Origin of the sequence: Collimonas sp. (assembly GCF_039923675.1) — a bacterium.
Classification (GTDB): Bacteria; Pseudomonadota; Gammaproteobacteria; order Burkholderiales; family Burkholderiaceae_D; genus Collimonas.
The window spans coordinates 174,147-197,496 of the sequence record NZ_JBDTCG010000019.1 but is presented as its reverse complement, the minus strand read 5'-3'; the positions used below and the strand labels follow the sequence as shown (position 1 = coordinate 197,496).

At 58.3% G+C, this 23,350-nt stretch carries 12 protein-coding genes and 1 pseudogene; 8 read left to right on the top strand and 5 right to left on the bottom strand.

Translation table 11 applies throughout. From position 1 onward, the window contains the following. The 3 genes from pbpC to ABI171_RS05860 all read right to left on the bottom strand — a co-directional run. Positions 1–2,130 (bottom strand): penicillin-binding protein 1C (gene pbpC, locus ABI171_RS05870; RefSeq protein ID WP_348091682.1); only part of this gene is annotated, 2,130 nt, incomplete at its 3' end. A 104-nt stretch (positions 2,131–2,234) separates the two neighbouring features. Next, entirely contained in the window at positions 2,235–8,111 is a 5,877-nt protein-coding gene (locus tag ABI171_RS05865; RefSeq protein WP_348091674.1) for an MG2 domain-containing protein, read from the bottom strand. 275 nt (positions 8,112–8,386) lie between these two features. Further along, positions 8,387–9,862 (bottom strand): DHA2 family efflux MFS transporter permease subunit, encoded by a 1,476-nt coding sequence (locus ABI171_RS05860; RefSeq protein ID WP_348091673.1) that lies wholly within the window; start codon positions 9,860–9,862, stop codon positions 8,387–8,389. A 901-nt stretch (positions 9,863–10,763) separates the two neighbouring features. On the opposite strand from ABI171_RS05860, the gene ABI171_RS05855 reads away from it, so the two are divergent. Continuing rightward, positions 10,764–12,761, top strand: coding sequence for a protease pro-enzyme activation domain-containing protein (locus ABI171_RS05855; protein WP_348091672.1), 1,998 nt, complete (start codon positions 10,764–10,766; stop codon positions 12,759–12,761). Between the two features lie 104 nt (positions 12,762–12,865). Here ABI171_RS05855 and ABI171_RS05850 read toward each other — a convergent pair whose 3' ends face one another. Both ABI171_RS05850 and ABI171_RS05845 read right to left on the bottom strand, forming a co-directional pair. Then, positions 12,866–13,579, bottom strand: coding sequence for a phosphatase PAP2 family protein (locus ABI171_RS05850; RefSeq protein ID WP_348091671.1), 714 nt, complete (start codon positions 13,577–13,579; stop codon positions 12,866–12,868). Between the two features lie 90 nt (positions 13,580–13,669). Continuing rightward, on the bottom strand, positions 13,670–15,919 hold the full coding sequence (locus tag ABI171_RS05845) for a TonB-dependent receptor (RefSeq protein WP_348091670.1): 2,250 nt from the start codon (positions 15,917–15,919) through the stop codon (positions 13,670–13,672). Positions 15,920–16,247: 328 nt separating this feature from the next. Between ABI171_RS05845 and ABI171_RS05840 the strand changes: the two genes are divergently transcribed. The 7 genes and pseudogenes from ABI171_RS05840 to ABI171_RS05810 all read left to right on the top strand — a co-directional run bounded on the left by ABI171_RS05840 (position 16,248) and on the right by ABI171_RS05810 (position 23,331). After that, positions 16,248–16,910, top strand: a complete 663-nt coding sequence (locus ABI171_RS05840) for a response regulator transcription factor (protein ID WP_348091681.1) — start codon at positions 16,248–16,250, stop codon at positions 16,908–16,910. A gap of 8 nt (positions 16,911–16,918) precedes the next feature. Continuing rightward, a complete protein-coding gene (locus ABI171_RS05835; RefSeq protein ID WP_348091669.1) occupies positions 16,919–18,211 on the top strand; it encodes an ATP-binding protein in 1,293 nt (430 codons plus the stop codon). Between the two features lie 186 nt (positions 18,212–18,397). Further along, a complete protein-coding gene (locus tag ABI171_RS05830) occupies positions 18,398–19,180 on the top strand; it encodes a hypothetical protein (protein WP_348091668.1) in 783 nt (260 codons plus the stop codon). Positions 19,181–19,206: 26 nt separating this feature from the next. Continuing rightward, positions 19,207–19,953, top strand: a pseudogene (locus tag ABI171_RS05825) (hypothetical protein); the annotation flags it as partial. 94 nt (positions 19,954–20,047) lie between these two features. Beyond that, positions 20,048–20,713, top strand: coding sequence for a response regulator transcription factor (locus ABI171_RS05820; protein ID WP_348091667.1), 666 nt, complete (start codon positions 20,048–20,050; stop codon positions 20,711–20,713). Beyond that, entirely contained in the window at positions 20,689–22,068 is a 1,380-nt protein-coding gene (locus tag ABI171_RS05815; protein ID WP_348091666.1) for an ATP-binding protein, read from the top strand. Before ABI171_RS05820 ends, ABI171_RS05815 begins: the two co-directional genes overlap by 25 nt. 132 nt (positions 22,069–22,200) lie before the next feature. Continuing rightward, the gene (locus tag ABI171_RS05810; RefSeq protein ID WP_348091665.1) at positions 22,201–23,331 is read left to right on the top strand and encodes a zinc-dependent alcohol dehydrogenase family protein; all 1,131 of its coding nucleotides are present in this window, start codon (positions 22,201–22,203) and stop codon (positions 23,329–23,331) included. Positions 23,332–23,350: the final 19 nt, after the last annotated feature.

The window sequence follows — 23,350 nt, the reverse complement described above, 5'->3', positions numbered from 1 at the left end:
CTGATCAAGCACCGCCTGTTTGCCATCCAACAATTCCAGCACATGCCTCCCCGGCCAGGGCATCCAGTCCATCGCCAGCTGCTGGCTTTGCGCAGGCACCAGCCGGCCGTTCTTTTTCTTGCCGGCTTTGGCCTGCGCGACCGGGCCCAAAAGTTTGCCATCAAGCCGCCACAAGCCGCTGGAAACACCTCCTGCCTCAAAACGTATGCGCTGCCGCTCCGGCGGAATATCCGGGTCCAGCGCCACCAGCATGCCGGGTGTCGGGTAGCGTATCGCAATGCCGATATCGTCGGATTTGGCGGTGCGGATCAGTGTCTGTTCGGTTCCCGCCAAAAAATACTCCTGGCGCGGCGCTTCGGCCTTGTCTTCGTAACTGATCGCCTGTTCGATGACGCCGTCCGGTTTTTGTGGAATCTGTTGCCGTAGCTGGTCGCGGGTGTGCAGGTATTGCATGACTTCTTGCCAGATCGGCGCCGCGCCGGTGACGCCGGAGACGTCCCACATCGGCAGGCCAGAGGCGTTGCCGACCCAGACGCCGACGGTGTAGCGGTCGGAATAGCCGACCGCCCAGTTGTCGCGCATGTCTTTCGAGGTGCCGGTCTTGACCGCGCTCCAGACCCGCGTCGAGAGCGCGTTTTCAAGGCCGAAGGTGCGGCTGCGGGCGCTGCGGTCGGAGAGGATGTCGCCGATGATGAAGGTGGCGCCAGGGTCCATCGCCTTGCTCATGGTTACCGGCGGGTCGTTGAGCGTTGTCCGTACGCCGCTGTAACGCCCTTGATTGGCCAGCGCGCGATAGGCATTGGTGAGCGCCAGCAGGCTGACATCGGCGCTGCCCAGCGCCAGGCTGTAGCCGTAGTAATCGCCTGATTCGCGCAACTGGAAACCGAGCCGTTGCAGGCGTTCGAAAAATGCGGTCGGCGTCACTGTCACCAGGGTGCGCACCGCGGGTATGTTGAGCGATGAGCCCAGCGCCGTGCGCACGCTGACCAGACCTTTGAACTGCTTGTCGTAGTTTTGCGGGATATACAGGCCGCTGGCGGTCGGCAGGTTGATCGCGGCGTCGTTCAATAGCGACGCCGCCGTCATCCATTTTTTCTCAATCGCCAGTTCATACAGGAAGGGTTTCAAGGTCGACCCGGCCTGGCGCAGTGCCACCACGCCGTCGACATCGGCGGCGTTGGAAAACGTGGCGCTGGAGCCGACCCATGCCAGCACGTCGCCGCTGGCGTTGTCGATGGCGATGATGGCGCCATCCTGGATGTTGCGGTCGGTCAGCGCCGCCAGTTGCCGCTGCAAGGCGTCCGTGGCGAAGCGCTGGACGCCGGCGTCCAGCGTCGAGCGTAGCGATTGCCCTGGCGTACGCAACAGTTTGCGGGCCAGGTGCGGCGCCAGCTGGGGCGCAGTGGTGGTCACGATGACTTCGGAATTCGATCCGGTGCGCGCCAGGGCCAGCAGGGTAAAGCTTTCCAAGTCTTTGCATTCCCGGCTGGAGTGCTGCTCTTGCAGGATGCGGCAGGCGCGTTCGGTAACCCGTGCCGGGGTTGCATTCGGGCCGCGGATCAGGGCCACGGCTATCGCCGCCTCGCGCTGGCTCAGGCCGCTCGGATGTTTGCCGAACAAGACCCGCGACAAGGCATGTATGCCAACCAGCTCGCCGCGAAAACTGACCAGGTTCAGATAAGCTTCCAGGATCTGGTCCTTGCGCCAGTTGTGCTCCAACAGCTGCGCCACCATCACCTGCGACAGTTTCTGGCTGAACGAACGCGGCGAAGTGCGGCGTCGCAGATCGTCATCCAGCAAACCGGCCAGCTGCATGGTGATGGTCGAGGCGCCGCGGGTCCGGCTGTTCCACAGATTGCCCCAGGCCGCTGCAGCCACTGCATTCCAATCGACGCCGCTGTGCTGGTAGAAGCGCCTGTCTTCCGAGGCTACCAAGGCGCTGCGCAAGGCTGGCGAGACATCCTCCAACGCCACCCAGGACAAACGGCGTTCATGTGGATTCAAGCGGATCTCTTGCAGCAACTGACCTTTGCGGTCGTACAGACTGGCTTCGGAGGAACGGAACTCTTGCTGCACATCGACGAATTCTTGCAACGCATGCGCAGGGCCGGCGCAGAACGCCAGCAGCATCACTGCCGCCAGCGACCAACGTTTAATGTGCCGCAGGCAAACCGGATTCTCCGGCAAGATCGCGTTCTTGCTGCAATCGCCAGGAATCCCGTTTTGAATCAAACTCACTTCACCGTCCATTTCGGATTCGGCATCTCGCCAAACATTTCCGGCGCATACATCGCTTCCACCCGGGTTGGCGGCAAGCTGAAATCGCCGGGATTATTCAGACGGAAGGTATAGGTCATGGTGAATTTTCCCTTAGGCACGTATTCGTAGTAACTGCGGAACGCCTCGAAGCTGCGCTCTTCATACGCCAGCCAGGCGCCGCCGCTCGGCCGCTCGCCGGTGGTGGCGATCGCCGAATCGCGGCCCAGGCCCGAGCCCAGCAACGTGGCGCCGGCCGGGATCGGATCGGTGGCCACGACCCAGGTCATGTCGGTCTGCGCATCGATCTCCAGATCGACCCGGAAAATATCGCCGCGGGTGTATTTGCCTTTTTCCTTTTGCTCGACCGGGACGATGTTCTTGGTGATCCGGTAACCGCTTGAGAACGGCTTCTTCAAACTCACCGCCGCCAGGCTTTGCACGGTAATCCAGGGTGCGCCGCTGCCGGCGTGGTTCAGCTTCAGGTCTGCCGGAGCCGTAGTTGCCGGCCATGGCAGTTGCAGCTTGCCGCCTTCGTTGGTCGTCGGCCAGTTGAAGCTTTGGTTGTCAATCACAGCAGCGCCCTGCTCCAGCGAGACCTTGGTCACGCCGGCGACTTTTTCCGCTTCGAATTTCCGGCTGAATTTTTGCATGGCCAGGCTGCCCCACACATTGGCTGTGGTGGTAAGCCAATGACCGCGCAACTGCCGCTGGATGGCGCCGTTGATCAGCTTCGGCATGTCTTCCTTCCAGGCCGGATTATCCAGCATGGTCAGCACCAGGCGATTCGCATTGACATCGGCGCTGGCCATCAGCCACCACCAGAAATCGTCGGCTTCGTTCGAGAAGCCCATGCGCGTGCCTTGGTAATTCAGACGGGCGCGGATGATCTGGTCGGCTTCGGCCAGGCGTTTGGCGCGCTCCGGAATACTGGAGACGCGTTGCAGGATGTTGATCCAGTCCAGCACCGCGGAAGTCGGCCACAGGTTGGGCGAGAGCTGGATCGAATCCAGCATCGCCGGCCTTACCCGGTCATAACGCGACAACGCTTCCAGCGCAGCCAGCTTGCGCACATCCAAGTCCTTCTTTGGCGACCAGAAATCGCGCGTGATCTTGCCTTCGACAAAAGCGGCCAGGCCATCCAGCATCTTGTCGCGGCTTTGCTGCGGAATCGCAAAACCGGACTCTTGCGTGACTGCCAGCAGATACGCAGTCAAGGTATCGCTGCCACGCCGCGCGTTGCTTTCGTTCGGCGGATAGTAGTAAGCCAGGCCGTCGCTGTCGAGATAGGTCGGCAGGTCGTTTGCTACCTTTTGCCATGCCACATCATCGCGCAAGCCGATCGCGCGCGAAGTTTTTTGCTCCAGGCAGGAGAACGGATAGTTGACAAAGTAGCGGCGCAATCCCTCGCTGTTGCCAGCCAGCGAAGGCGACAACGACACCGCCAAGCCGCCACGTCCTGGCAAGCCGTCAGCCGGCGGCGCCACCGACATGCTGAATGGCTTGTCGAGCTGGAACAAAGTCGCCTGCTGCACCGTCACCGGCACCGCCGGCACCACCCGCTGGGTGAACTTGATGGCATCCTTGACCTTGGGACCGCCTTGTTCCTGGGCGTTGATTTCCCACACCAGTTGCGGCGCATCCTGCGGTACCGTCACCGCCCATACCAGCTCACGCGACTCGCCGGCCGGGATGGTGACATCCTTGGCCGGCAATGGCGCTACCAAGCCAACGGCCTGGGCCGTGGCGTTGACTTGCATCGCGCGCGTGGTGGTGTTGCGTACCGTAACCATGGCGCTGAAATCATCGCCTTCGCGCACCAGCGGCGGCAGGCCGGAGATCAACTGTAAATCCTGGGTCGAACGGATGCTGACCGCGCCGGTGCCGAACAGGCTGTCGCCGCTTTGCGCCACCGCCACTATCTTGAAGCTGGTCAGCGCATCGTTCAAAGGCACGTCGACCTGCGCCCGGCCATTGGCGTCCAGCACGATGGCCGGCTTCCACAGCAACAAGGTATCGAACAGTTCACGCGTCGGCGATTTGCCGCCGCCGCCGCCGGCCGGGATCGCCTTGCGGCCGTAATGGCGCTTGCCGACCACCTGCATCTGCGCGGTCGAGGTTTCTACGCCATAGCTGCGACGTTGCAGCATCGCCTGCAGCAAATCCCAGCTCTTGTTGGGCTCCAGTTCCAGCAAGGCTTCATCCACTGCGGCCAGTGCGATTTCAGCGCCTGCGGCCGGTTTGCCGTTCGGCAGGTTGACCTGGATATTCACCTTGGCCGTGGTGCGGATCGCATAACTAGGCTGATCGGCCTTGACCGTCACCGCCAGTTGATTAGCAGCGGCGCCGACCGAGATTTCAGCGATGCCGAACTTGTAGGCCGGCTTGGCCAGATCGACGGTCGCGCTTGGGGCCTGGTATTCCTTGAATTCATTCCACCAGTTCAAGGGCTCTTTCCAGCCCCAGGTAAAGAAGGAATACCATGGCACGTCGCGCATGCGGCCGCGCACCGCCAGCACCGAGACAAAAACGTTTGGCGCATAGCCGGCCTTGACCGGCAGGCTGAAGGTAGGATCCTGGCCGTTCAGCTGCAGCACCTGGGTTTCGATCACGCCTTCGCGCTCCACCGCGACCAGCACAGTGGCGTAGCGGAACGGCATGCGCACCTGGAATTTGGCGGTGTCGCCCGACTGATAATTTTTCTTCTCCGGCAGGATATCGATGCGGTCCTGGTTTTCGCCATCGAACCACAGTTCGCCTTGCTTGGTGACCCATACCGAACTAGTGGCCAGCGAGACCTTGCCGCTATCGTCCTTGCCCTTGGCGGTCAGTTCGATGTTGCCCGGCTCCGACAGTTCCACGGTGCAGATCATCAAGCCGCGGGCGTCCGTCTTGCCGGAACAAAGCGAACCGAGGTCGCTGCCGGTAGTGGTGTTTTCGTAGGCGTAGAAGCCCCCCACCATGCGCTTGCGATGCGAGTTGGTGCGCTTGGAGGAACCGCTGATATCGATCGACACGCCGCTTTGCGGCTGGCCTGCGGCATTCAGCGCGACTGCGGTCAAAGTCAGCTTTTTCTTGACCGAAACCCACTCCCCGGCTTTCAGGCCGACTACCACCGCCGCCGGCCATATCGGCGTCACGCTCGATACCGTCTGGATTTCGCCGTTCGGGTCGGCAAAAGTCATTTCCGTCAGCAGTTCCTTGGGCGCCGTGATGGCTGGCAAATCCTTGACTACGGTCTTGCCGCCGCCGTTCTTGTCCAGCGTCACCGGCAATTTATCGGCAACGATTTTCTGGTCGTCGTCGGCGTTGTCTTCATCGTTCTTGGCGGCCGAAAATGAATAGCCGTCGTAAGCAGAAAAACTGACGCCTTTGCTGCGCAACAGGCTGGTGACATGCACCGACTGGCCGGAAGCGCCGCCGCCATTCAGATAGTTCAGCTGTACGTCCAGCGGCACGTCCTTCGGTGCGATCAGGCTTTTCGGTGGCGTGATCCGGCCTTGCAACAGGGGCAAGCGGAACTCTTCAACCCGGAAACCGCCGGTGCTATAACTGTGGCGACCGCCGTTGTCGCCATCTTGATCAGCGCTGTCGTTGTTACTGTCGCCGTCGGCATTGGCATTGCTGTTGTCGACCACACTCTTTACCGCACCGCTATCCAACGTCACTTCATAGCTGCCGAGTTTGGCTTCCTTCGGAATCTGGAACACGGTTTCGGCATTTTTCTGGCCGCGCCAGGTCAGCGCAAACTGATATTCCTGGCCGCTGCCCTGATGGATGATACGGACCCTGGTCGGCAGCTTGTCTTTCGCCAGCAAGCCGAAACCTTGCATGGTTTCGGTACGGATTACATGCTTCATTGACACCGTCTCGCCGGCGCGGAACAAGGTGCGATCAAACACTGTGTGAGCGCGCACAGTAGAGGCCTTGTCGGTATCGGTCGGTAAATTGAAGCGCCAGGATTCGATGCCATTGTTCCAGGAAGTCAACGCAAAAGCCATATCGGGCAGGCCTTTTTCATCGGTCTTGCGGGCGCTGACAAACAGTCCTGAGATTTGCCCCGATTCAGACTGCTCGCCGTTGCGGCAAACGTCTTCCGGGAATTCCGGCACCATGGCGATCCCGGTTTTATCGGTCTTGCCGCGCCACAGTTCGGTGCCACGGCAATCGGAAATCCGCACGTCGGCATCGCTCACCGGCTTGGCGTTATCCAGCGTGGTGACCCACACCGCACCATTTTGGCGACCGATCTTGACATGCACCGAGAGGTTGGTTACCAGCGCGCTGGTGCGCACAAACATCGGCGCGGCTTTGCCCAGCAAGGCGGCGCCTAGTTTTTGCGATTCCAGTTCAACCACATAGAAGCCCGGGTCCTTGAGCGGAATCCCGATCACTTCGAACGGCCGGATGCCATCCTTGGTTTCCGGCGACTGCGGCAGCGCCAGGGTCTTGACCCCGGCCTGCTTGGCCAGGATGCCGATGCTACGGGTTTCGACCGGCTGCTTGTTGATGGTGATCGTGTTCTCGTGATAACGGTTGAGCTTGGTCAGCCAGGCGATGATGCTCTGGTCATCAGTCACTTTCAGGTTGCTGACATTGCCGGGATGGATTTTGCCATCGGCGCTGCGCGCAATCATGTTCGCCTCGACGCTGCGCAGGGTCACCGGCAACGTGGCGTCGGCGTTGAGTTCGATGATGCCGAACGGCGCAGAGAGGAATTTCGCCAGCGGCGGATAATCCGCCATGCGGGTTTTCATCGGGAACGCCGCTGCATTCGACAAGGGCCGGCCGCTTTCGTCCTGGAAGTCGCGCGGCAATTCGATGCTCAGTTCCGACTTTTCGGCGAAAGGCGGATTGAAAGTGATCTGCGTCACCGTATCGTCGGTATCGGTCTTTTCAAAGAACGGCTTCAGTTTGCCGTTGGCGCCGCTCAGAGTAACGTTTTCCGCCAGTTTGCGCGACACCGGGGAGGTAAACAACATGCGCGCCGGCAAAATCGGCGCGCAAGCGGCATTGGCGTTCTCACGCTCGCAGCTGAAACTGGCGGTAAACGTCGGCCGCACCTTGAACTTGAACACTTGCGGCTGGCGCGTGGCGATACCGGACGGCGTCATTACGCCCTTGTCCCAGGTCAGCTGGACGTCGCCGTCGTTGGGCAAACGCTGCTGGCACTGCAAAGTACTGACGCGCTCGGGATTGATTTTCTTGGCGAAGTGATCGAGCAGGTCCTTGCGCACCGCGCCGTCGATCATCTTGACCGGAATCCGCTCATGGACGCCTTCGGCTTCGCAATAGACATGCTGCAGGATGCTGTCGCTGGTGGCAGCGCCGTTTTGAATCAGGATGAATATCTGCTCTTCATCGATGCGGTCTCCTGACGGCATCGAATCGATGACGGCCGGTCCGCCGGTATTGAACTGGAACGCCGTCTTGCCGGATACCGCCGCGCCCGACAATAATTTGAAGCCCGGTTTCAACGTGAAGCTGCAACGCGTGCCCGGCCCCAGGTCACGCACGAAATCATAGATCCAGTTGCGTTCATCGGCCCAGCGCCCGCTGCCGGCTTCCGCGCAATTGATATCGAACGGCATCGGCGCCTTCGGATCGCCGAATTTGACTGCGGCTTCGGAGAAATTGACGCGCACCTGGCGCACCTGGGTGATGTCGCCTTGCGGAGAAAAACTGCTGACGCTGCCGGCGGCATACGCCATCTGGCTAAGCAGCAAAGCGCTAAGCAAGGCCGGTATCCACCCGAGTTTGCCGGCAGCCCTCAGGGGCTTGACGGCGAAAAAAAACAGCCCCGGAAACTGCACGGCGCTGTTGCTTGTTTTTTTCCGCTCGATGGCTTGTCGCATGGGATCCTCTGACTGAAAAACATGAAATACGGCTCAGCGAGAATACCTTATTTTGATGTCACCAGAGTAATTTTTTGCACTTTACATTATAAGGTTAGTTGTAAAATTACAACCAATTGAATGCCTGCGCCAGGTCTGGATTTTTGCCCGCGCAACAATTCCATCAGGGCCTGTTAGCGTCGCGCATTAACCAGCAAGCGAATGCCTGCGAGGCAAGGCGGCGGCTTGGGTAGTCTCAGATGCGTCAAGAACGATCGACAGCTCCAGCATTGATTTCAGCTCACGCCATTGCATGGCAATTTCACCTGCCGCCTGCCGCCTCGCCAGCCTGGCGCGCACCCCCCCCCAAGATTGCTGCCGGCATTCGCCGCCAGGCCGCGATAGCCGAGCACCGTCGTCAGCGTCAGCACCGCAGCCATCACAAAGGCCCAATGAAAATCAGCCAGGACGAAATGCGCTTCCGGGGCGACCGAGTCGGCGCCGCGAAAATAGGCCGCAATCCGCAGCGCCAGCGCACCGAATGCAATCCCCATGCCGATCGTCATCTGTTGCGCCACGCTCCACAAGGTGCTGGCGGCGCTTTTTTGCGCATCGCCGATATCGGCGTAGGCCAGTGTGGCCAGCGTCGAAAACTGCAATGAACGCGCCAGGCCGTAGACGAACAAGGTGATCAATATCCATGCCAGCGGCGTCGCCGGCGTCAACAAACTGCAAGCCAGCACGAACAGTGCGGCAATCGTGACATTGGTGATGGCGACGCGGCGGAAGCCGTAGCGTCTGATGATGCGCGTGGTGAACATTTTCATACCCAGGTTGCCTAGCGCACTGGCTAGCAACAGCAAGCCCGAACGGAACGCCGACAGGCCGAAACCGATCTGGAATAGTAGCGGCAGCAGATAAGGCACGGCTTCAATTCCGATGCGGGTGACCGAACCGGTGATGACGGTGACCGAAAACGTCGGCACCTTCAGCGTCGAAAAATCGAGCAAGGGATGCTCGCGTCCCAGCGCATGGCGATAAGCAATCACGCCAAGCACGATGCCGGCCGCCACAAAATCCAGTGCGACGGCCAGATTGGCTTCCATGTGGCTGGCCAGCTCGGTACCGTACAACAAGGAGGTCAGCGCGGCGCCGCTGAGAACGAAGCCGAGCATGTCGAGCGGCCGCCGGTTGCCGCCGCGTTCATTCGGCACGATGGCGAGCACCGCGCTCAACGCCGCTATGCCGAACGGCACATTCATCAGAAATATCCAGTGCCAGGAGGCGTAGGTGGTGATAAAGCCGCCGATCGAAGGACCGACCACCGGCGCCACGATAGCCGGCCAGGTGATGGTCGAAATCGCCTGCATCAGTTTATCCTTGCTGGTGTTGCGCACCACGATCAAACGCCCTACCGGCACCATCATCGCACCGCCCATCCCCTGCAGGATACGCGCCGCGGTGAACTCGAACACACTGCCGGACAAACCGCACAATACCGATGCCAAGGTAAAGATAACGATCGCCGTGGCGAACACCGTGCGCGAACCGACGCGGTCGGCGACCCAGCCGCTGACGGGAATGAACACCGCCAGCGTCAGCATGTACGCGGTCATGCCCAGGCTCAATTCATTCGGGCCGACATGGAAGTCGTGCGCCATCTGCGGCAAGGCTGTCGCAATGATGGTGGTGTCCAGGTACTCCATGAAAAACGTGGCGGCGACGATAAACGGCAGCCAGTGCAGGCGCGATCTGGCTTGTACTGCTTGCATGAAGGCCTCTTCTGGAATGGATGGGATGGGTTGCGTTGCAACTGATCGCATGAGTATACAAAATATCCCACGATCATGGGCTGCATCGCTGAAGCTTGACACGCGCAGAGGTCCAGCCATTTACCGAATGTGTGACGTGGCGCGATTGTTGCCGCCTACCGTCCGTCGCCAATCTGGTTTTACATTCAAAAAACAGTTTTATTTGACATTCAAAAACTAAACAGATCTGTCTGTTCTCTGTTACAAAATAAAATAGTAACTTACATTGCCACATAGAAATATTTGCTTTACTCTAAATTCCTGACAAGCCTTAATCATTTTTTAAACATGCTGCATAAGGGCTGCTTTTTCTCAAGCTGTGTGCGTTGAAAGAGAACCGGTTGCCACTGTAAATCCTCAAGAGGAATGCAATATGCCTTGCGCCAGATACAGATCAGCCGCTTCGCTTTTCCCGGTGTCGTTAGCCGACGATTCCGCATGCCTGCCCTGCTTCACCTCGTTTTTATCGCCGCCGAGTTGACGGCTTCAGCATTCGCCTCATCACCCGCATCGTGTCATGTGATGCACGCTCAGTGACCGGATAGATTGGCCAGTTTGTCCAGCCCGGAGCCTTAGCAAGCGCGCCTCGTAAAACAGACGAGCGCACGCCGTCGAAGTTTTCGTTGATGTTTTCAACACGCCAGGCAGCTGCTTATCTGCCGCCGGGCGGCTGCGCCGTTTCCGCTGTTCCTGCGGAGACGGGCAACAAGGCATTTCTCCGTAGCGCCAGGCGACATCGGCGTTACGGGAAATTGCGACTTCCCTTGAGAGCCTTACATTTCATGGGAATGCATCCACTGAGCAGATTCCGCCGACCACCGTCGGCAGGATCACTTTATCCCTAAAAAACCGGAGTAAAGTAATGACATTCAGATCCAACTTTAAAATGCTGGCGCTCGCGGCGATGACGCTGGCTGCGTTCGCCACAACCGCTCATGCGCAAACCTGGGCGCCTACCGCGACCAAGGCAACCGCTGTCGCAAGCACGGCGCGAACCGCCGTGACGCATGTCTCGGCCATGCAGGCCGGCGCCCTGACCCACGTGGTGGTGGCGCTGAAGCTGCGCAATAAAGCGCAACTGGATCAGCTGACCGCCGACCTGATGGCAGGACGCTCGCACAAGACGTTGTCCAGCGACGACTTCCTGCGCCAGTATGCGCCTACCAAGGCACAGGTCCAGGCCGTGGTCGACCACTTGACCCGGACCGGCTTTACCAACATCACCGTTTCCGCCAACCATCTGCTGATCAGCGCCAACGGCTCGGCAGGCTCGGTGAAATCGGCATTCAATACCGAACTGCATACCTATAGCGTAAACGGCCGCGGCGCTTACGCCAACATCAGCGATGCTTCCGTGCCACAAGCACTAGGCGACGTCGTGCTGGCGGTGCATGGTCTGCAAACGGTGCATCTGCATCACACCATGCTGAAGAAAGCGAATGTCACAACCGACGCCAAGGTACTGTCGGTTACCGGTCACAATCCTACGGATTTCCCGACCATTTACAATGCAGCGAGCCTGCCTAGCGCAAGCAACGCCACCATCGGCATCATCGCCCAGGGCGACCTGACGCAGACCATTGCGGATCTGAACACCTTCACGTCCAACGCCGGTTATCCGCAGACCAATGTCTCCACCGTGGTGATCAATGGCGCCAGCAGCGATACTTCCGGTATCGATGAATGGAACATGGATACGCAAAGCTCGCTGGCGGCGGCAGGCGGCACGATCAAGCAAATGATCCTGTACGCAGCCAACACCCTGAGCGACGCCGATCTGACTTCGGCCTACAACCGGGTAGTGACCGACAACAAGGCGCAGGCCATCAACGTCTCCCTGGGTGAATGCGAAACCGACGCGCAATCGTCGGGCATCACCGCCAGCAACGACCAGATCTTCCAGTCTGCCGTGGCCCAGGGCCAAACGTTCTCGGTGTCGTCGGGTGACTCCGGCGCCTATGAGTGCGATACCAGCGCCACATCCCAAAGCTATCCTGCGGTCTCGCCGTACGTGATCGCGGTTGGCGGCACACAGGTGAATACCGGCTCGAATAATGCGTGGTCGTCGGAATCCGTATGGTCATGCTCGGATTGGCAAAGCTGCCAGCAAAGCGCAAACGGCGGCGCCGGCGGCGGTCCTAGCACTACCGAGTCGGCACCTAGTTGGCAAGTCAGCGCAGGCGTGCTCGGTACGTCGACCAAACGCGGCGTTCCGGACATCTCGCTGGATGCCGATCCATCGAGCGGCGCTCTGGTGCTGATCAATGGCTCCCAGAACCAAATCGGCGGCACCAGCCTGGCGGCGCCTTTGTTCACAGGTTTCTGGGCCCGTGTCCAGTCGCAAAATAACAACAGCCTGGCGTTCCCTGCCGCAGCGATCTATCAAAAAGCCGCTGCCAACCCAAGCATGTTCCACGACATCACTTCGGGTAACCAAGGTTACGCCGCCAAGGCTGGATGGGACTATGCCAGCGGCTACGGCAGCCTGAATGTCGCTAACTTCGCCTCGGTGATCGGCTCCGGCGGCACTACTCCGCCACCACCGCCACCAGGCAATGTCCTGACAAGCGGCGTGGCTGTTACCGGCCTTGCACTTCCTGCCGGCTCCAGCAAGGTCTACACCATCGTGGTTCCTGCCGGTCGCAGCAGCCTGACGTTCAAGACTTCCGGCGGCAGCGGCGATTGCGATATCTATGCAAGCTTCGGTACCGCACCGACCACCAGCTCGTATCAAAAAGTCTCCGATGGCAATACAACTTCCGAGACCATCACCTTCCGCAGTCCAAAAGCAGGCACTTATTACCTGTTGCTCAATTCCTATGCGACATTCAGCGGCGTGACGCTGGTTGCTAATGACTGAGCTGGATTGCATTGCAATGGCTGCACGGGCGTGACGTGATGCCCTGGTAGAGGAAACGGCGCTATCGCCGTTTCCTCTACCGAATACTCTTGTTCCGTTAAGGTTTATTTGCTTCCCGCCGGATCCAGTTCCAGCACATTACGCAACTCTTTCCTGGCAGCTTCGAAGGACATGTTGAAATCGTCGCGTGTCTGCAACCTGGCGGCGATGACAGTGCCGGTAATCCGTCCTGCTTCGATATCGGAACGATAGTGCACGCCGCCTATGATGCGGTTGTTGGCATATTCGGCAGCACGCGCCATGATTTCGGCGCGCTTCTCCGGCACCATGTTGGCCAGTACGATACCCATCAGCGTGCCACCGGTGGCGTGCCCCGAGGGATAGGCGCCGGAATGGGACAGCTTGACCACCGGCTTGACCTGGTTGCTGTACAGGTACGGGCGCGGACGCTTCCAGATATCCTTGTATGGGTCGACCACGGCGCCTTCCGATGCCTCCACGCGCTCGAAGAATTTCTCGAATACCGGCAGCTGTTCCCGTTTGAACCTGACACCCATCACATCGGCGAAACGCCAGATATTTTCTGTTGAATCCGCTTGGGAGCGCAACACCATTTCCGGTGTGCGCGAAGCTTGCAGGGCGAGAATTTCGCTCAGTTCAGCCTTGGTCTGGAGCGAGTCGTCGGCCGGCGGCGGCGGCAACAATTTGATCAGATCAATGTCACTGGAGGTGATGAAGGGATTTTCTTCTTTCGCCAGTACAGAAGCGCTGCAACCGACGAATGACATGAGCAGGAGGCAAGCGATGAATTTGCGCATAAACAGGACTTTCAGAAATGTGAAATATTCTTGATGTGGATACAAAAAAAATGGGAGAGCAGAGCTCTCCCGATGGTCCGGACCGCAGGATTAGAAATCCACGGTCACCGATAGCGTGACGCTACGTGCAGGCAGCAATGTAATCAAGTCGGCGGCCGATGGGTTGGCAGTTGAGGCATTTCCCGAAATACCGGTAATGCTGTGTTTATCAAATAAGTTATTCACTGCCAACTGCACTTTCGCTTGCTTGGAAAACGACGTCGGGTGCTTGATCGTGTAATTGACGAACAGATTGGTCAACACCACCGGATTGATGACGTAGGAGCCGGTAGTAATGCCATCGTTATACAGTTTGCCAACGCGTTTTGCATATGCCGCAGAATTCCAGGCGCCTTTGGCATAGATCAGACCCAGGGTTTCAGTATTTCCCGGTGCGCCCGCCACCCATTTTCCATCCAAGGCGCCGCCGCTGTATTTGGTGGAGCCTACTGTGCCGTTGGCGTACAAGCTAAAGCCGTTGCCGAGCAATGCAGTGCCTTCGACTTCGAGACCTTCGGTGATTTCGGTTCCACTGGCTACGCAGATTTGCGTGGTTGGGTCGACAGGATCAATATTGCAGGTATAGCTGTTGTCCAGCTTGACATGGTAAACATTGGCGTCAAAAGTGAAGGCATCCGATTTCCAGTCTGTACCAAACTGGATGGTGCTGGATTTTTGCGCCTTGGGCGGGATCGCTACTTTCGCAAACGGGGCGTCATACACGCTGGTCGGCGGAATCAGGTCGCCTGCCGCGAATTGCGCGTAGGTAGACCAGTTAGGACGCAACATGTAATGGACATCGAGGGTCGGCAAGAAATCGCTATAGGTTGCAGAGTTGGACACGCTAGGCAGGCCACCTGTGATCGAGTTGGTCAACTTGTTGATGGTTCCTCCGAGCGGGCCGACTTTTTTCAAATCCTGTAAATGATCGTAGTCTTGCTCATAGTGCGCATATTTCAGGCCAGGCGTGATTTTCAGATCATCGCTGATCTTGAACTCGTACTCGATATAGGGTTGAGCAGTCTTTGTCTGGTAGGTTTCGCTGAATCTCGGCGCTGGCGCATCTTGCCAGCCATTCAATTCGTTCGATGAAATCTGATGACGGTCGCTATTGGCATATTCAAGCCAGAGGCCGGTGCGCAAAGTGCCCATCCCGGAATCCTGGCTAAAACGCAGCAAATTGCCAGTGGTATGGTAGGAGTTGAACTTGTCAATGCCAGTCTCGCTTGCCGCAGTCATTGCACTAGACACGGGTGTGCCGCCAATTTTTTGCCGGTTCATATAACCGTAGTTATACAGCTTGTCGTCCACTTTCCAGCCGTTACCCAGATTGGAAGTAATACCGACATATTGGAAGTTGGTGGTTACGTCATACAGGTTGTAGCCGAAATAGTTCGACTGCGTCGGATCGTTGCTGTTCAAATAATTGTCGCCGAACTTGGCGATTTGCGCGCGGGTCGGTGCGCCGGCATCAAGCTGATTGTTCTTCACTTCCATCACAGATGTAAATGCAGTGAATACGGTACTTGGCGTCAAGTTGTATTGGTACTTGGCCGAAAATGCCTTGCGATCCTGATTGTTGTATGTCTGGTAGCCGTCCGACTTCATTTGCTGGGCATTGATCATCAAGTTTTGATCGCCATCTTGCCCGAACTGGCCGGTTTCGTGTTCCAGCACCAGCATGCGGGTATCCCAGGTGCCATAGGATCCCGTGACGCTGGTGCGCTGGGCAGGTTCTAATTCGCGTGACAGCAGGTTGAGCGAGCCGCCGAAGGTTGCTTGTCCGATCGTTGCAGCCGAGCCGGGGCTGCGATCGACTACCGCGCCGCCTACCGTCATGTTGGGAAAAAATACGTAAGAGTGATGGCTGACACCGTTGGTGTCGTTGAATGGAATACCGTCGAAAGTCACCAGATACTGACTGTCGGTCAAGCCGCGGACGGTAGTGCCTGCATTTCCCATGCCGACGCCGTTCGGACTGTAGCTGAACGCGCCCGGCGTGATCTGGAAAACCTGGCTGAAATCGGCAATCGGCGAATTAAAATTGCGTACATAACTATCGCCTACGATGGACTGGGCCGAACGCGCATCGAGCGAGCCCTGCGAAAGTGCGCTTTTCGCTGCGGTCTCTTTGTAGCCCGATACGACTACCGTCGCTACACCGCCGTCGCCTGACGCTGCCGCAGCATCGGCAGCACCGGACTGCATGTCCGCGTAAGAAGTGACAGGGATTGCAAGGAAGGTGCAGGCAAAAGCGCCGACGATACATTGCGTCATCGGTTTCAGTTTTGGGCTTTTCATCGCGTACTTTCAGTTAAAGAAATTAAATGCGCCCTGTACTACGGACGTCAGCAAGTTATGATGCCGGGAGCAGCAAAAGGTCAACGCGACGAATCTTATTCAGCATTTATTACAGGAAAAAGACATCGGAAAATTGATGGCTTTTATGTGGTTTTTATTTGAATTTAAGGATTTTTTAATATTTCCAGGGGAAATATATGCATCCTACGTAACCTCAAATACAGAATGATTTACAAGAATCAGCGTCGATGTGTTGTGCAACTTGTATTGATATTGAAGTTTGATTTTTGAAATATTTTTTGAAGAAAGATCTGGAAAAATGTCGGCAATACGCTTGTTGCTCGTAGAAGATGACGTCATGATCGGCGAGAGCCTGGAGCAAGGTTTGCGTAAGCAGAAGTATGAGGTTGACTGGGTGCGCGACGGCGTTGCAGCAGAGGCGGCGCTGTCCAGGGAAAACTATGCGCTGATATTGCTGGATCTGGGATTGCCAAGGCTGCAGGGGCTGCATGTTTTGAAAAATTACCGGCAGGCACAGGGCAAATCGGCTGTACTGATCATTACGGCCAGGGACACACGTAACGACAAGGTCGAAGGTCTTGATGCCGGCGCTGACGACTACCTGATCAAGCCGTTCGATCTCGAAGAACTGTTCGCGCGCCTGCGCGCATTGTTGCGACGCAGCCAGGTCGTACTGCGCACAGAGCTGTCCCATCAGGGCCTGGTCTTGCGCCCCGATACCTATGAGGCCTTATATCAAGGCAACCCCATGCATTTTTCCCTGCGTGAATTCAAGTTGTTGCAGGCATTGCTGGATGTGCCGGGGAAGGTCTTGTCGAGAACCGATCTGGAAGAGAAAATGTACTCCTGGGACGCGGAAATCGAGAGCAATACAGTCGAAGTCTACATCCATGCGTTGAGAAAAAAACTGGGCGCCGAATTCATCAAGAACGTGCGCGGCGTAGGCTATAAAGTGGCGAATCCGATATGAGAGCAAGATTGACGATACGCCAATATTTATTGCTGTGGATGCTGTTGGGGACGGTCATCGCCTTCATCGTGGCCGGCTTTTCCGTTTATCTGAAAATCCAGCATGAGACAGATGAGCTTTTCGATTATCAGTTAAAACAAATCGTGCGGTCTTTTCCATCGCAGATGTCGCCGCAAAAAAATGATACGGTCGACACGCATCCCGGGAAAAAGATTGTGGTGCAGGTCTGGAACAAGCAAGGCGAACAGGTATTCATCACGAATGCAGCGCGTGAATTACCGCGTTACGAGAGTCGCGGCTTCATCGATGTCACCACCCATGGCGAACGTTGGCGCGTTTATAGCGAGGAAAACTCCGGACAGTTGGTGCAGATCGCACAATTGGTCAGGGACCGGGAAACGATACAAGGGAAACTGCTATGGCGCTGCCTGATCCCTATTTTCAGCTTGGTGCCGGTGCTGGCGGTATTGATATGGCTGGTGGCCGGGAGAAGCCTGCAGCCGCTGCATCGCCTGACCGGCTCGCTACGCCAGCGCTCGGCCGATGATCTGCAACACTTGGAGCGCCAGGGATATACGCAGGAAATCATTCCGATTGTCGATGCGCTCAATGACTTGTTTGGACGCCTTTATCAGGCTATGCAATCGCAAAAACAATTTGTGGCCGACGCCGCACACGAACTGCGTACCCCCCTTGCGGCACTGAAATTGCAATTGCAGCTGGTTGAAATGGCTGACGACGACAAAGAGCGCTCGGCAGCTATCAAGAAACTCCATGAGCGCTTGAATCGCGCCACCCACCAGGTGCAGCAACTTTTGGCGCTGGCAAGACATGGCGGCGAAAATAGCGCCTCCAACAAGGAGACCGTGGACCTGCAGCGGCTTGCGGCCGGCGTAGTGTCTGACTATGCGCCTCTGGCCGAAAGCAAGAAAATCGATCTTGGCCTGGAGGCGGCGGAACTGGTGCTTACCGTGCATGGCAATATCGAATCCATGCGCGTCATGCTGGGTAATGTGGTCGGCAACGCAATTCGCTACACGCCTTCGTCCGGCAAAGTGGATGTGAGGGTATTGTGCATGGACGGACGTCCTTGCTTGCAAGTGGATGATACCGGAGCAGGTATCCCCGAAGAGGAGCGTGAGCGCGTATTCGATCGTTTCTATCGGCGTGAAGTTGCGCAGGAATCCGGCAGCGGTCTGGGATTGGCCATTGTAAAGAATGTCGCGATCCAGCATGGCGCCCGGGTTAGCCTGCACGACGGGCCGCAGGGAAAAGGCCTTAGCGTACGCCTTGTTTTTTGAATCCGCGGTCGGGCTTGCCGGAACCGCGCTTCAGATGACGATGGTGGCGATTTGCACAACAAAGCCACGGCTCAGTGTCGGCTAAGTCTGTCTCGCTAAGCTTGCCGGCAATAAATCGCTTTCCCTATCTAGCCCAGCAGGAATGCGATCTTCAACACATTCCCGCAGACTCACATTGGAGCTCTCATGACTATTTCAGCCGCCAGATCAAATTCGGACTGGCTCAACAAGGTGCCGCAAGCCACGCTTCTGTTCTGGATCATCAAAATGATGTCCACCACGGTTGGCGAGACTGGCGCCGATTATCTGGCGGCCGACTTACACTTTGGCCTGATCGGCACTTCGCTGGTGACCGGCCTGCTGCTGGCAGGCGCATTGCTGTTCCAGTTGCGCGCCAGGCGCTACCTGCCTGCGCTGTACTGGATCTGCGTGGTGCTGGTCAGCATATTCGGCACACTCATTACGGATATGCTGAGCGATCTGCTGGGAGTACCGCTGGCCGTATCGACTGCAGCCTTCAGCATCGCCATGATTGCCACATTTACAGCGTGGTACGCAAGGGAAAAGACGCTCTCGATCCATGCCATCGACAGCTTCAGGCGCGAACTGTTTTACTGGACCGTCATCCTGTTCACATTTGCGCTAGGCACTGCGGCCGGCGACTGGGTCGCTGAAGGCCTTAACCTGGGCTACGCCAATTCCGCGTTATTGTTTGGCGGCCTGATTGCGCTGGTCGCCGTGGCCCGCCATGCTTTCAAGATCAATGCAACCGCCTGCTTCTGGTTTGCCTATGTATTGACCCGTCCTTTCGGCGCATCTTGCGGTGACCTGCTGGCGCAACCCGCCGGCAACGGCGGCCTCGGTTTTGGTACGATAGTCACCAGCACGTTGTTCCTGGCGACAATAGTAGGTCTTGTCGGTTACCTGTCCTTGACACAGAAGCGCCTGACGGCACAACAATCGTTATAAAGCGCATTATAGAAAAGGAAACAATGATGAATAAAACCACTGAATTTGCCATGAGCAAAGTTCCGGAAGTCACCCTGATCTTCTGGATCATCAAGATCGCCGCCACCACGCTCGGCGAAACCGGCGGCGATGCGGTGACCATGTCGATGAACCTGGGCTATCTGATCGGCACCGCCATCTTCGGCGTGATCTTCCTGATTGCAGTCACCGCCCAGATCAAGGCCAAGCACTTTCATCCGTTCCTGTACTGGACCACCGTCATCGCCACCACCACGGTCGGCACCACGCTGGCAGACTTCGCCGACCGCTCGCTCGGCATCGGCTATGCCGGCGGCACGACCTTGCTGCTGGCGCTGCTGCTGGCTTCCCTGCTGGTCTGGCATCGGACCCTCGGTTCGGTTGCCGTCGATACCGTCAGTTCGCCGAAAGCGGAGATATTCTATTGGGTCACGATCATGTTTTCACAGACGCTGGGCACCGCACTCGGCGACTGGGCAGCGGATACCGCCGGGCTCGGTTATGGCGGCGGCGCAATCCTGTTCGGCGCGCTGCTGGGACTGGTGGCGCTGGCCTTTTATCTCACCAAGATATCGAGAACGCTGCTGTTCTGGGCTGCTTTCATCCTTACCCGGCCGCTGGGCGCCGTGGTCGGTGATTTTCTCGATAAGCCGCTGAATGCCGGCGGGCTGGCATTGAGCCGCTATTCCGCATCGGCGGCGCTACTATTCTTTATCGTTGCCTGCATCCTGCTGTTCCGCCAGCGGGCGGCGCAAGGGATGAAGCATGAGAGTATGGCGCTGACAAGGCCGGTGATTAGTTCGCACAAACATGAAATGAACGATCTACATAATTGATACGGGAGAATGCATGCGGGTACTGCTGGTTGAAGACGATCCGATGATCGGAGAGGCGATCCAGGCCGCGCTGAAAGACGCTTCTTACGCCGTCGACTGGGTAAGAAACGGCAAAACCGCGCTGGATACGATCTCGTGCCAGCACTATGACCTGATACTGCTGGATCTCGGTTTACCAGGCAAAGATGGCTTCGAAGTGCTGGAAACGATCCGGCGCCAGGACAATCCGGTGCCCCTGCTGATCATCACCGCACGCGACGGTTTGGAACACCGTTTGCGCGGACTGGACAGCGGCGCCGATGACTATGTCCTGAAGCCGTTCGAGATGGCGGAGCTGCTGGCGCGCGCGCGGGCCGTATTGCGCCGTAAAGGCGGCAGCGCCGCACCGCTGCTCAGCAATGGCGTCGTCTCTCTCGATCCGGCCACGCGCCAGGCCAGCAGCCAGGACCAGCCGGACCAGCAGCTGTCAAACCGCGAGTTCTCATTGCTGCAGGCCCTGATGCTCAGGCCAGGGGCGATTCTATCGCGCAGCGAACTGGAGGAAAGGATCTACGGCTGGGGCGAAGAGGTGGAAAGCAACGCTGTCGAATTTCTGATCCACGCCCTGCGCAAAAAACTCGGCAGCGCGACCATTAAAAATGTCAGGGGAGTCGGATGGATGGTGTCAAAAGGAAGCTGAAGGACTCGATCCAGTTCCGGCTCTCTCTCTGGTTGTCGCTGGCGATCCTGGCAGTTGCGCTGTTGGCCGGGGTATTTGCGTTTATCTCCGCCTTCGATGAGGCACATGAATTTCAAGACGATATGCTACGTCAGGTGGCGGCTTTGTTCGACCAGCAACACATACCGGTGGCGCAGCAGGGCAATGCCTCCAAAGTAAAGATCGGCGACGAAGAATCGCGCGTGATCGTCCAATATCTGCCTTCGGCCCAAGGTGATAGCGCGGGCAACGCTGAGGAAACCGGCTTGGTGCTGCCGGCAACGTTGCGGGAAGGTTTCCAAACGCTGCGGGTCAGGCACGGGCATTATCGTGTTCTCGTCAAAACCCTGGCATCGCAACAGCGCATTGCGGTTGCCCAGGAAACCGCGGTACGGGACGAGCTCGCGCGCCACAGCGCCGTACATACGCTGATGCCGTTCCTGATCCTGATTCCGGTCTTGCTGCTGGTGGTGGCCCATTTGGTGCGCACCATGTTCAAGCCGATTGCCAGGCTGTCTGCCGAAATCGACGGCCGCAATGAACAAGAGCTTCATCCGCTCGCCCCCGAGCCGCTACCGGCCGAGATTCGTCCGTTCGTCATCGCGATCAACCGATTGCTGGAGCGGGTCGCGCAAGCCATGGATGTGCAGCGCCGTTTTGTCGCCGACGCCGCCCACGAATTGCGTTCGCCGCTCACCGCACTGTCACTGCAAGCGGAACGGCTGGCTGACGCCGACATGCCGGACGCCGCCCGCCAGCGCCTGGTAACGCTGCGACAAGGGATCGAACGGGGCCGGCTTCTGCTCGACCAGTTACTGGCGCTAGCCAGAGCGCAATCTTCACCCGCCGCCGCAAGCGGCACGATATCGGTATTGCAGGTTTACCGGCGCGTGCTGGAAGATTTGATGCCGCTGGCCGACGCCAAACAGATCGACCTCGGCGTCGAAGGTAAAACCGACCTGCAAGTGCTGGCGACTGAAGTCGACCTGATCACCATTATCAGGAACCTGGTCGACAACGCCATCCGCTATACGCCGTCAGGCGGACGGATCAACCTGAGCATGAGCAGCAGCGCCGGCGGCGGCGTCACTTTGCAAGTGGACGATTCGGGCCCCGGTATCCCGCCGCAGGAACGTGCGCGTGTATTCGATCCGTTCTACCGCGTGCTCGGCAGCGACGCCGTCGGCTCGGGACTTGGCTTGTCCATCGTCCGGACCATCGCCAGCCGGATCGGCGCGCAGGTCAGGCTTGGCACTATCGATGCACAAACAGGATTGCGGGTTACGGTGTTCATCCCCGGCACGATCAATGCCAGGCATTCCCCCCAACCGGCCTGAGTTTTCAACCGGCAGGCGCTACACCGATATTCAACCACAATCGTCCCTGTGCACGGCGCCAGCTAAAATGATCCTGGTTTATATTTCTCCAATTGGTGCTTGATGGTGCTTGAAAATTACCGAGGAAACACTATGAAAATCCGTGCCGCCGTACTGCGCCAGACAGGTTTGCCGTATCCCTACCAGGATTCACGGCCGCTGGCCATCGAAGAACTGGAACTGGCGCCGCCCGGGCGCGGTGAAGTGCTGGTGCGCATCCGCGCCGCCGGACTGTGCCACTCCGACCTGTCGGTCATCAACGGCGACCGGCCGCGGCCATTGCCGATGGCACTGGGCCACGAGGCCGCCGGAGAAGTCGCGGCGCTAGGCGCAGGCGTGACCGATCTGCAGATCGGCGATCATGTCGCGCTGGTGTTCGTCCCCAGCTGCGGTCATTGTCTGCCCTGCTGCGAAGGCCGCCCCGCCCTATGCGAACCTGGCGCGCAAGCCAACGGCAACGGCACCCTGCTCTCGGGCTCGCGCCTGCTGGCAGACGGGAATGGCGAAGCAGTCAACCATCATCTCGGCTGTTCAGCATTTGCCGAATACGCCGTGGTGTCGCGCCGCTCGCTGGTGAAGCTTGATCCGGAATTGCCATTCGACGAAGCCGCGCTGTTCGGCTGCGCGGTGCTGACAGGCGTCGGCGCGGTAGTGAATACGGCCCGGGTGCGCGCCGGTCAATCGGTCGCAGTGGTCGGTTTAGGCGGCGTCGGCCTGGCCGCAGTGATCGGCGCACTAGCCGCCGGCGCGCGCGAAGTAATTGCGATCGATCTGTCTGACGCCAAGCGCGAACTCGCCATCAAACTTGGCGCGACCAGCAGCTTTGACGGTGGCGATCCGGCTTGCGTCGAAGCAGTCAGGGCCGCCACCAACGGCGGCGCCGACCATGTCTTCGAATTCGCCGGCTCGATCCGCGCCTTCGAGACCGCCTACCGCATCACCCGCCGCGGCGGCACCACCACCACTGCCGGCCTGCCCCCGGCAGCCGCCCGGTTCGGACTGCCGATCGTCAATCTGGTGGCGGAGGAACGCACTGTCAAAGGCAGTTATATCGGCACCTGCGTACCGACCAGGGATTTACCGCGCTATGTCAGCCTGTATCGGAGTGGACGGTTGCCGGTGAACCTGTTGCTGTCGCATCGCTTGCGGCTGGAAGATATCAATGAAGGCTTTGATCGCCTGCATTCCGGAGAGGCGGTGCGGCAGGTGATTGTTTTCGACTGACTGCTGATGTGGTTTGCTT

Bases quoted from the DNA above. Each gene is read 5' to 3' on its own strand.
- ABI171_RS05865 (WP_348091674.1), bottom strand. From the start codon at position 8,111: ATGCGACAAGCCATCGAGCGGAAAAAAACAAGCAACAGCGCCGTGCAG.
- ABI171_RS05860 (WP_348091673.1), bottom strand. From the start codon at position 9,862: ATGCAAGCAGTACAAGCCAGATCGCGCCTGCACTGGCTGCCGTTTATC.
- ABI171_RS05855 (WP_348091672.1), top strand. From the start codon at position 10,764: ATGACATTCAGATCCAACTTTAAAATGCTGGCGCTCGCGGCGATGACG.
- ABI171_RS05850 (WP_348091671.1), bottom strand. From the start codon at position 13,579: ATGCGCAAATTCATCGCTTGCCTCCTGCTCATGTCATTCGTCGGTTGC.
- ABI171_RS05845 (WP_348091670.1), bottom strand. From the start codon at position 15,919: ATGAAAAGCCCAAAACTGAAACCGATGACGCAATGTATCGTCGGCGCT.
- ABI171_RS05830 (WP_348091668.1), top strand. From the start codon at position 18,398: ATGACTATTTCAGCCGCCAGATCAAATTCGGACTGGCTCAACAAGGTG.
- ABI171_RS05820 (WP_348091667.1), top strand. From the start codon at position 20,048: ATGCGGGTACTGCTGGTTGAAGACGATCCGATGATCGGAGAGGCGATC.
- ABI171_RS05815 (WP_348091666.1), top strand. From the start codon at position 20,689: ATGGATGGTGTCAAAAGGAAGCTGAAGGACTCGATCCAGTTCCGGCTC.
- ABI171_RS05810 (WP_348091665.1), top strand. From the start codon at position 22,201: ATGAAAATCCGTGCCGCCGTACTGCGCCAGACAGGTTTGCCGTATCCC.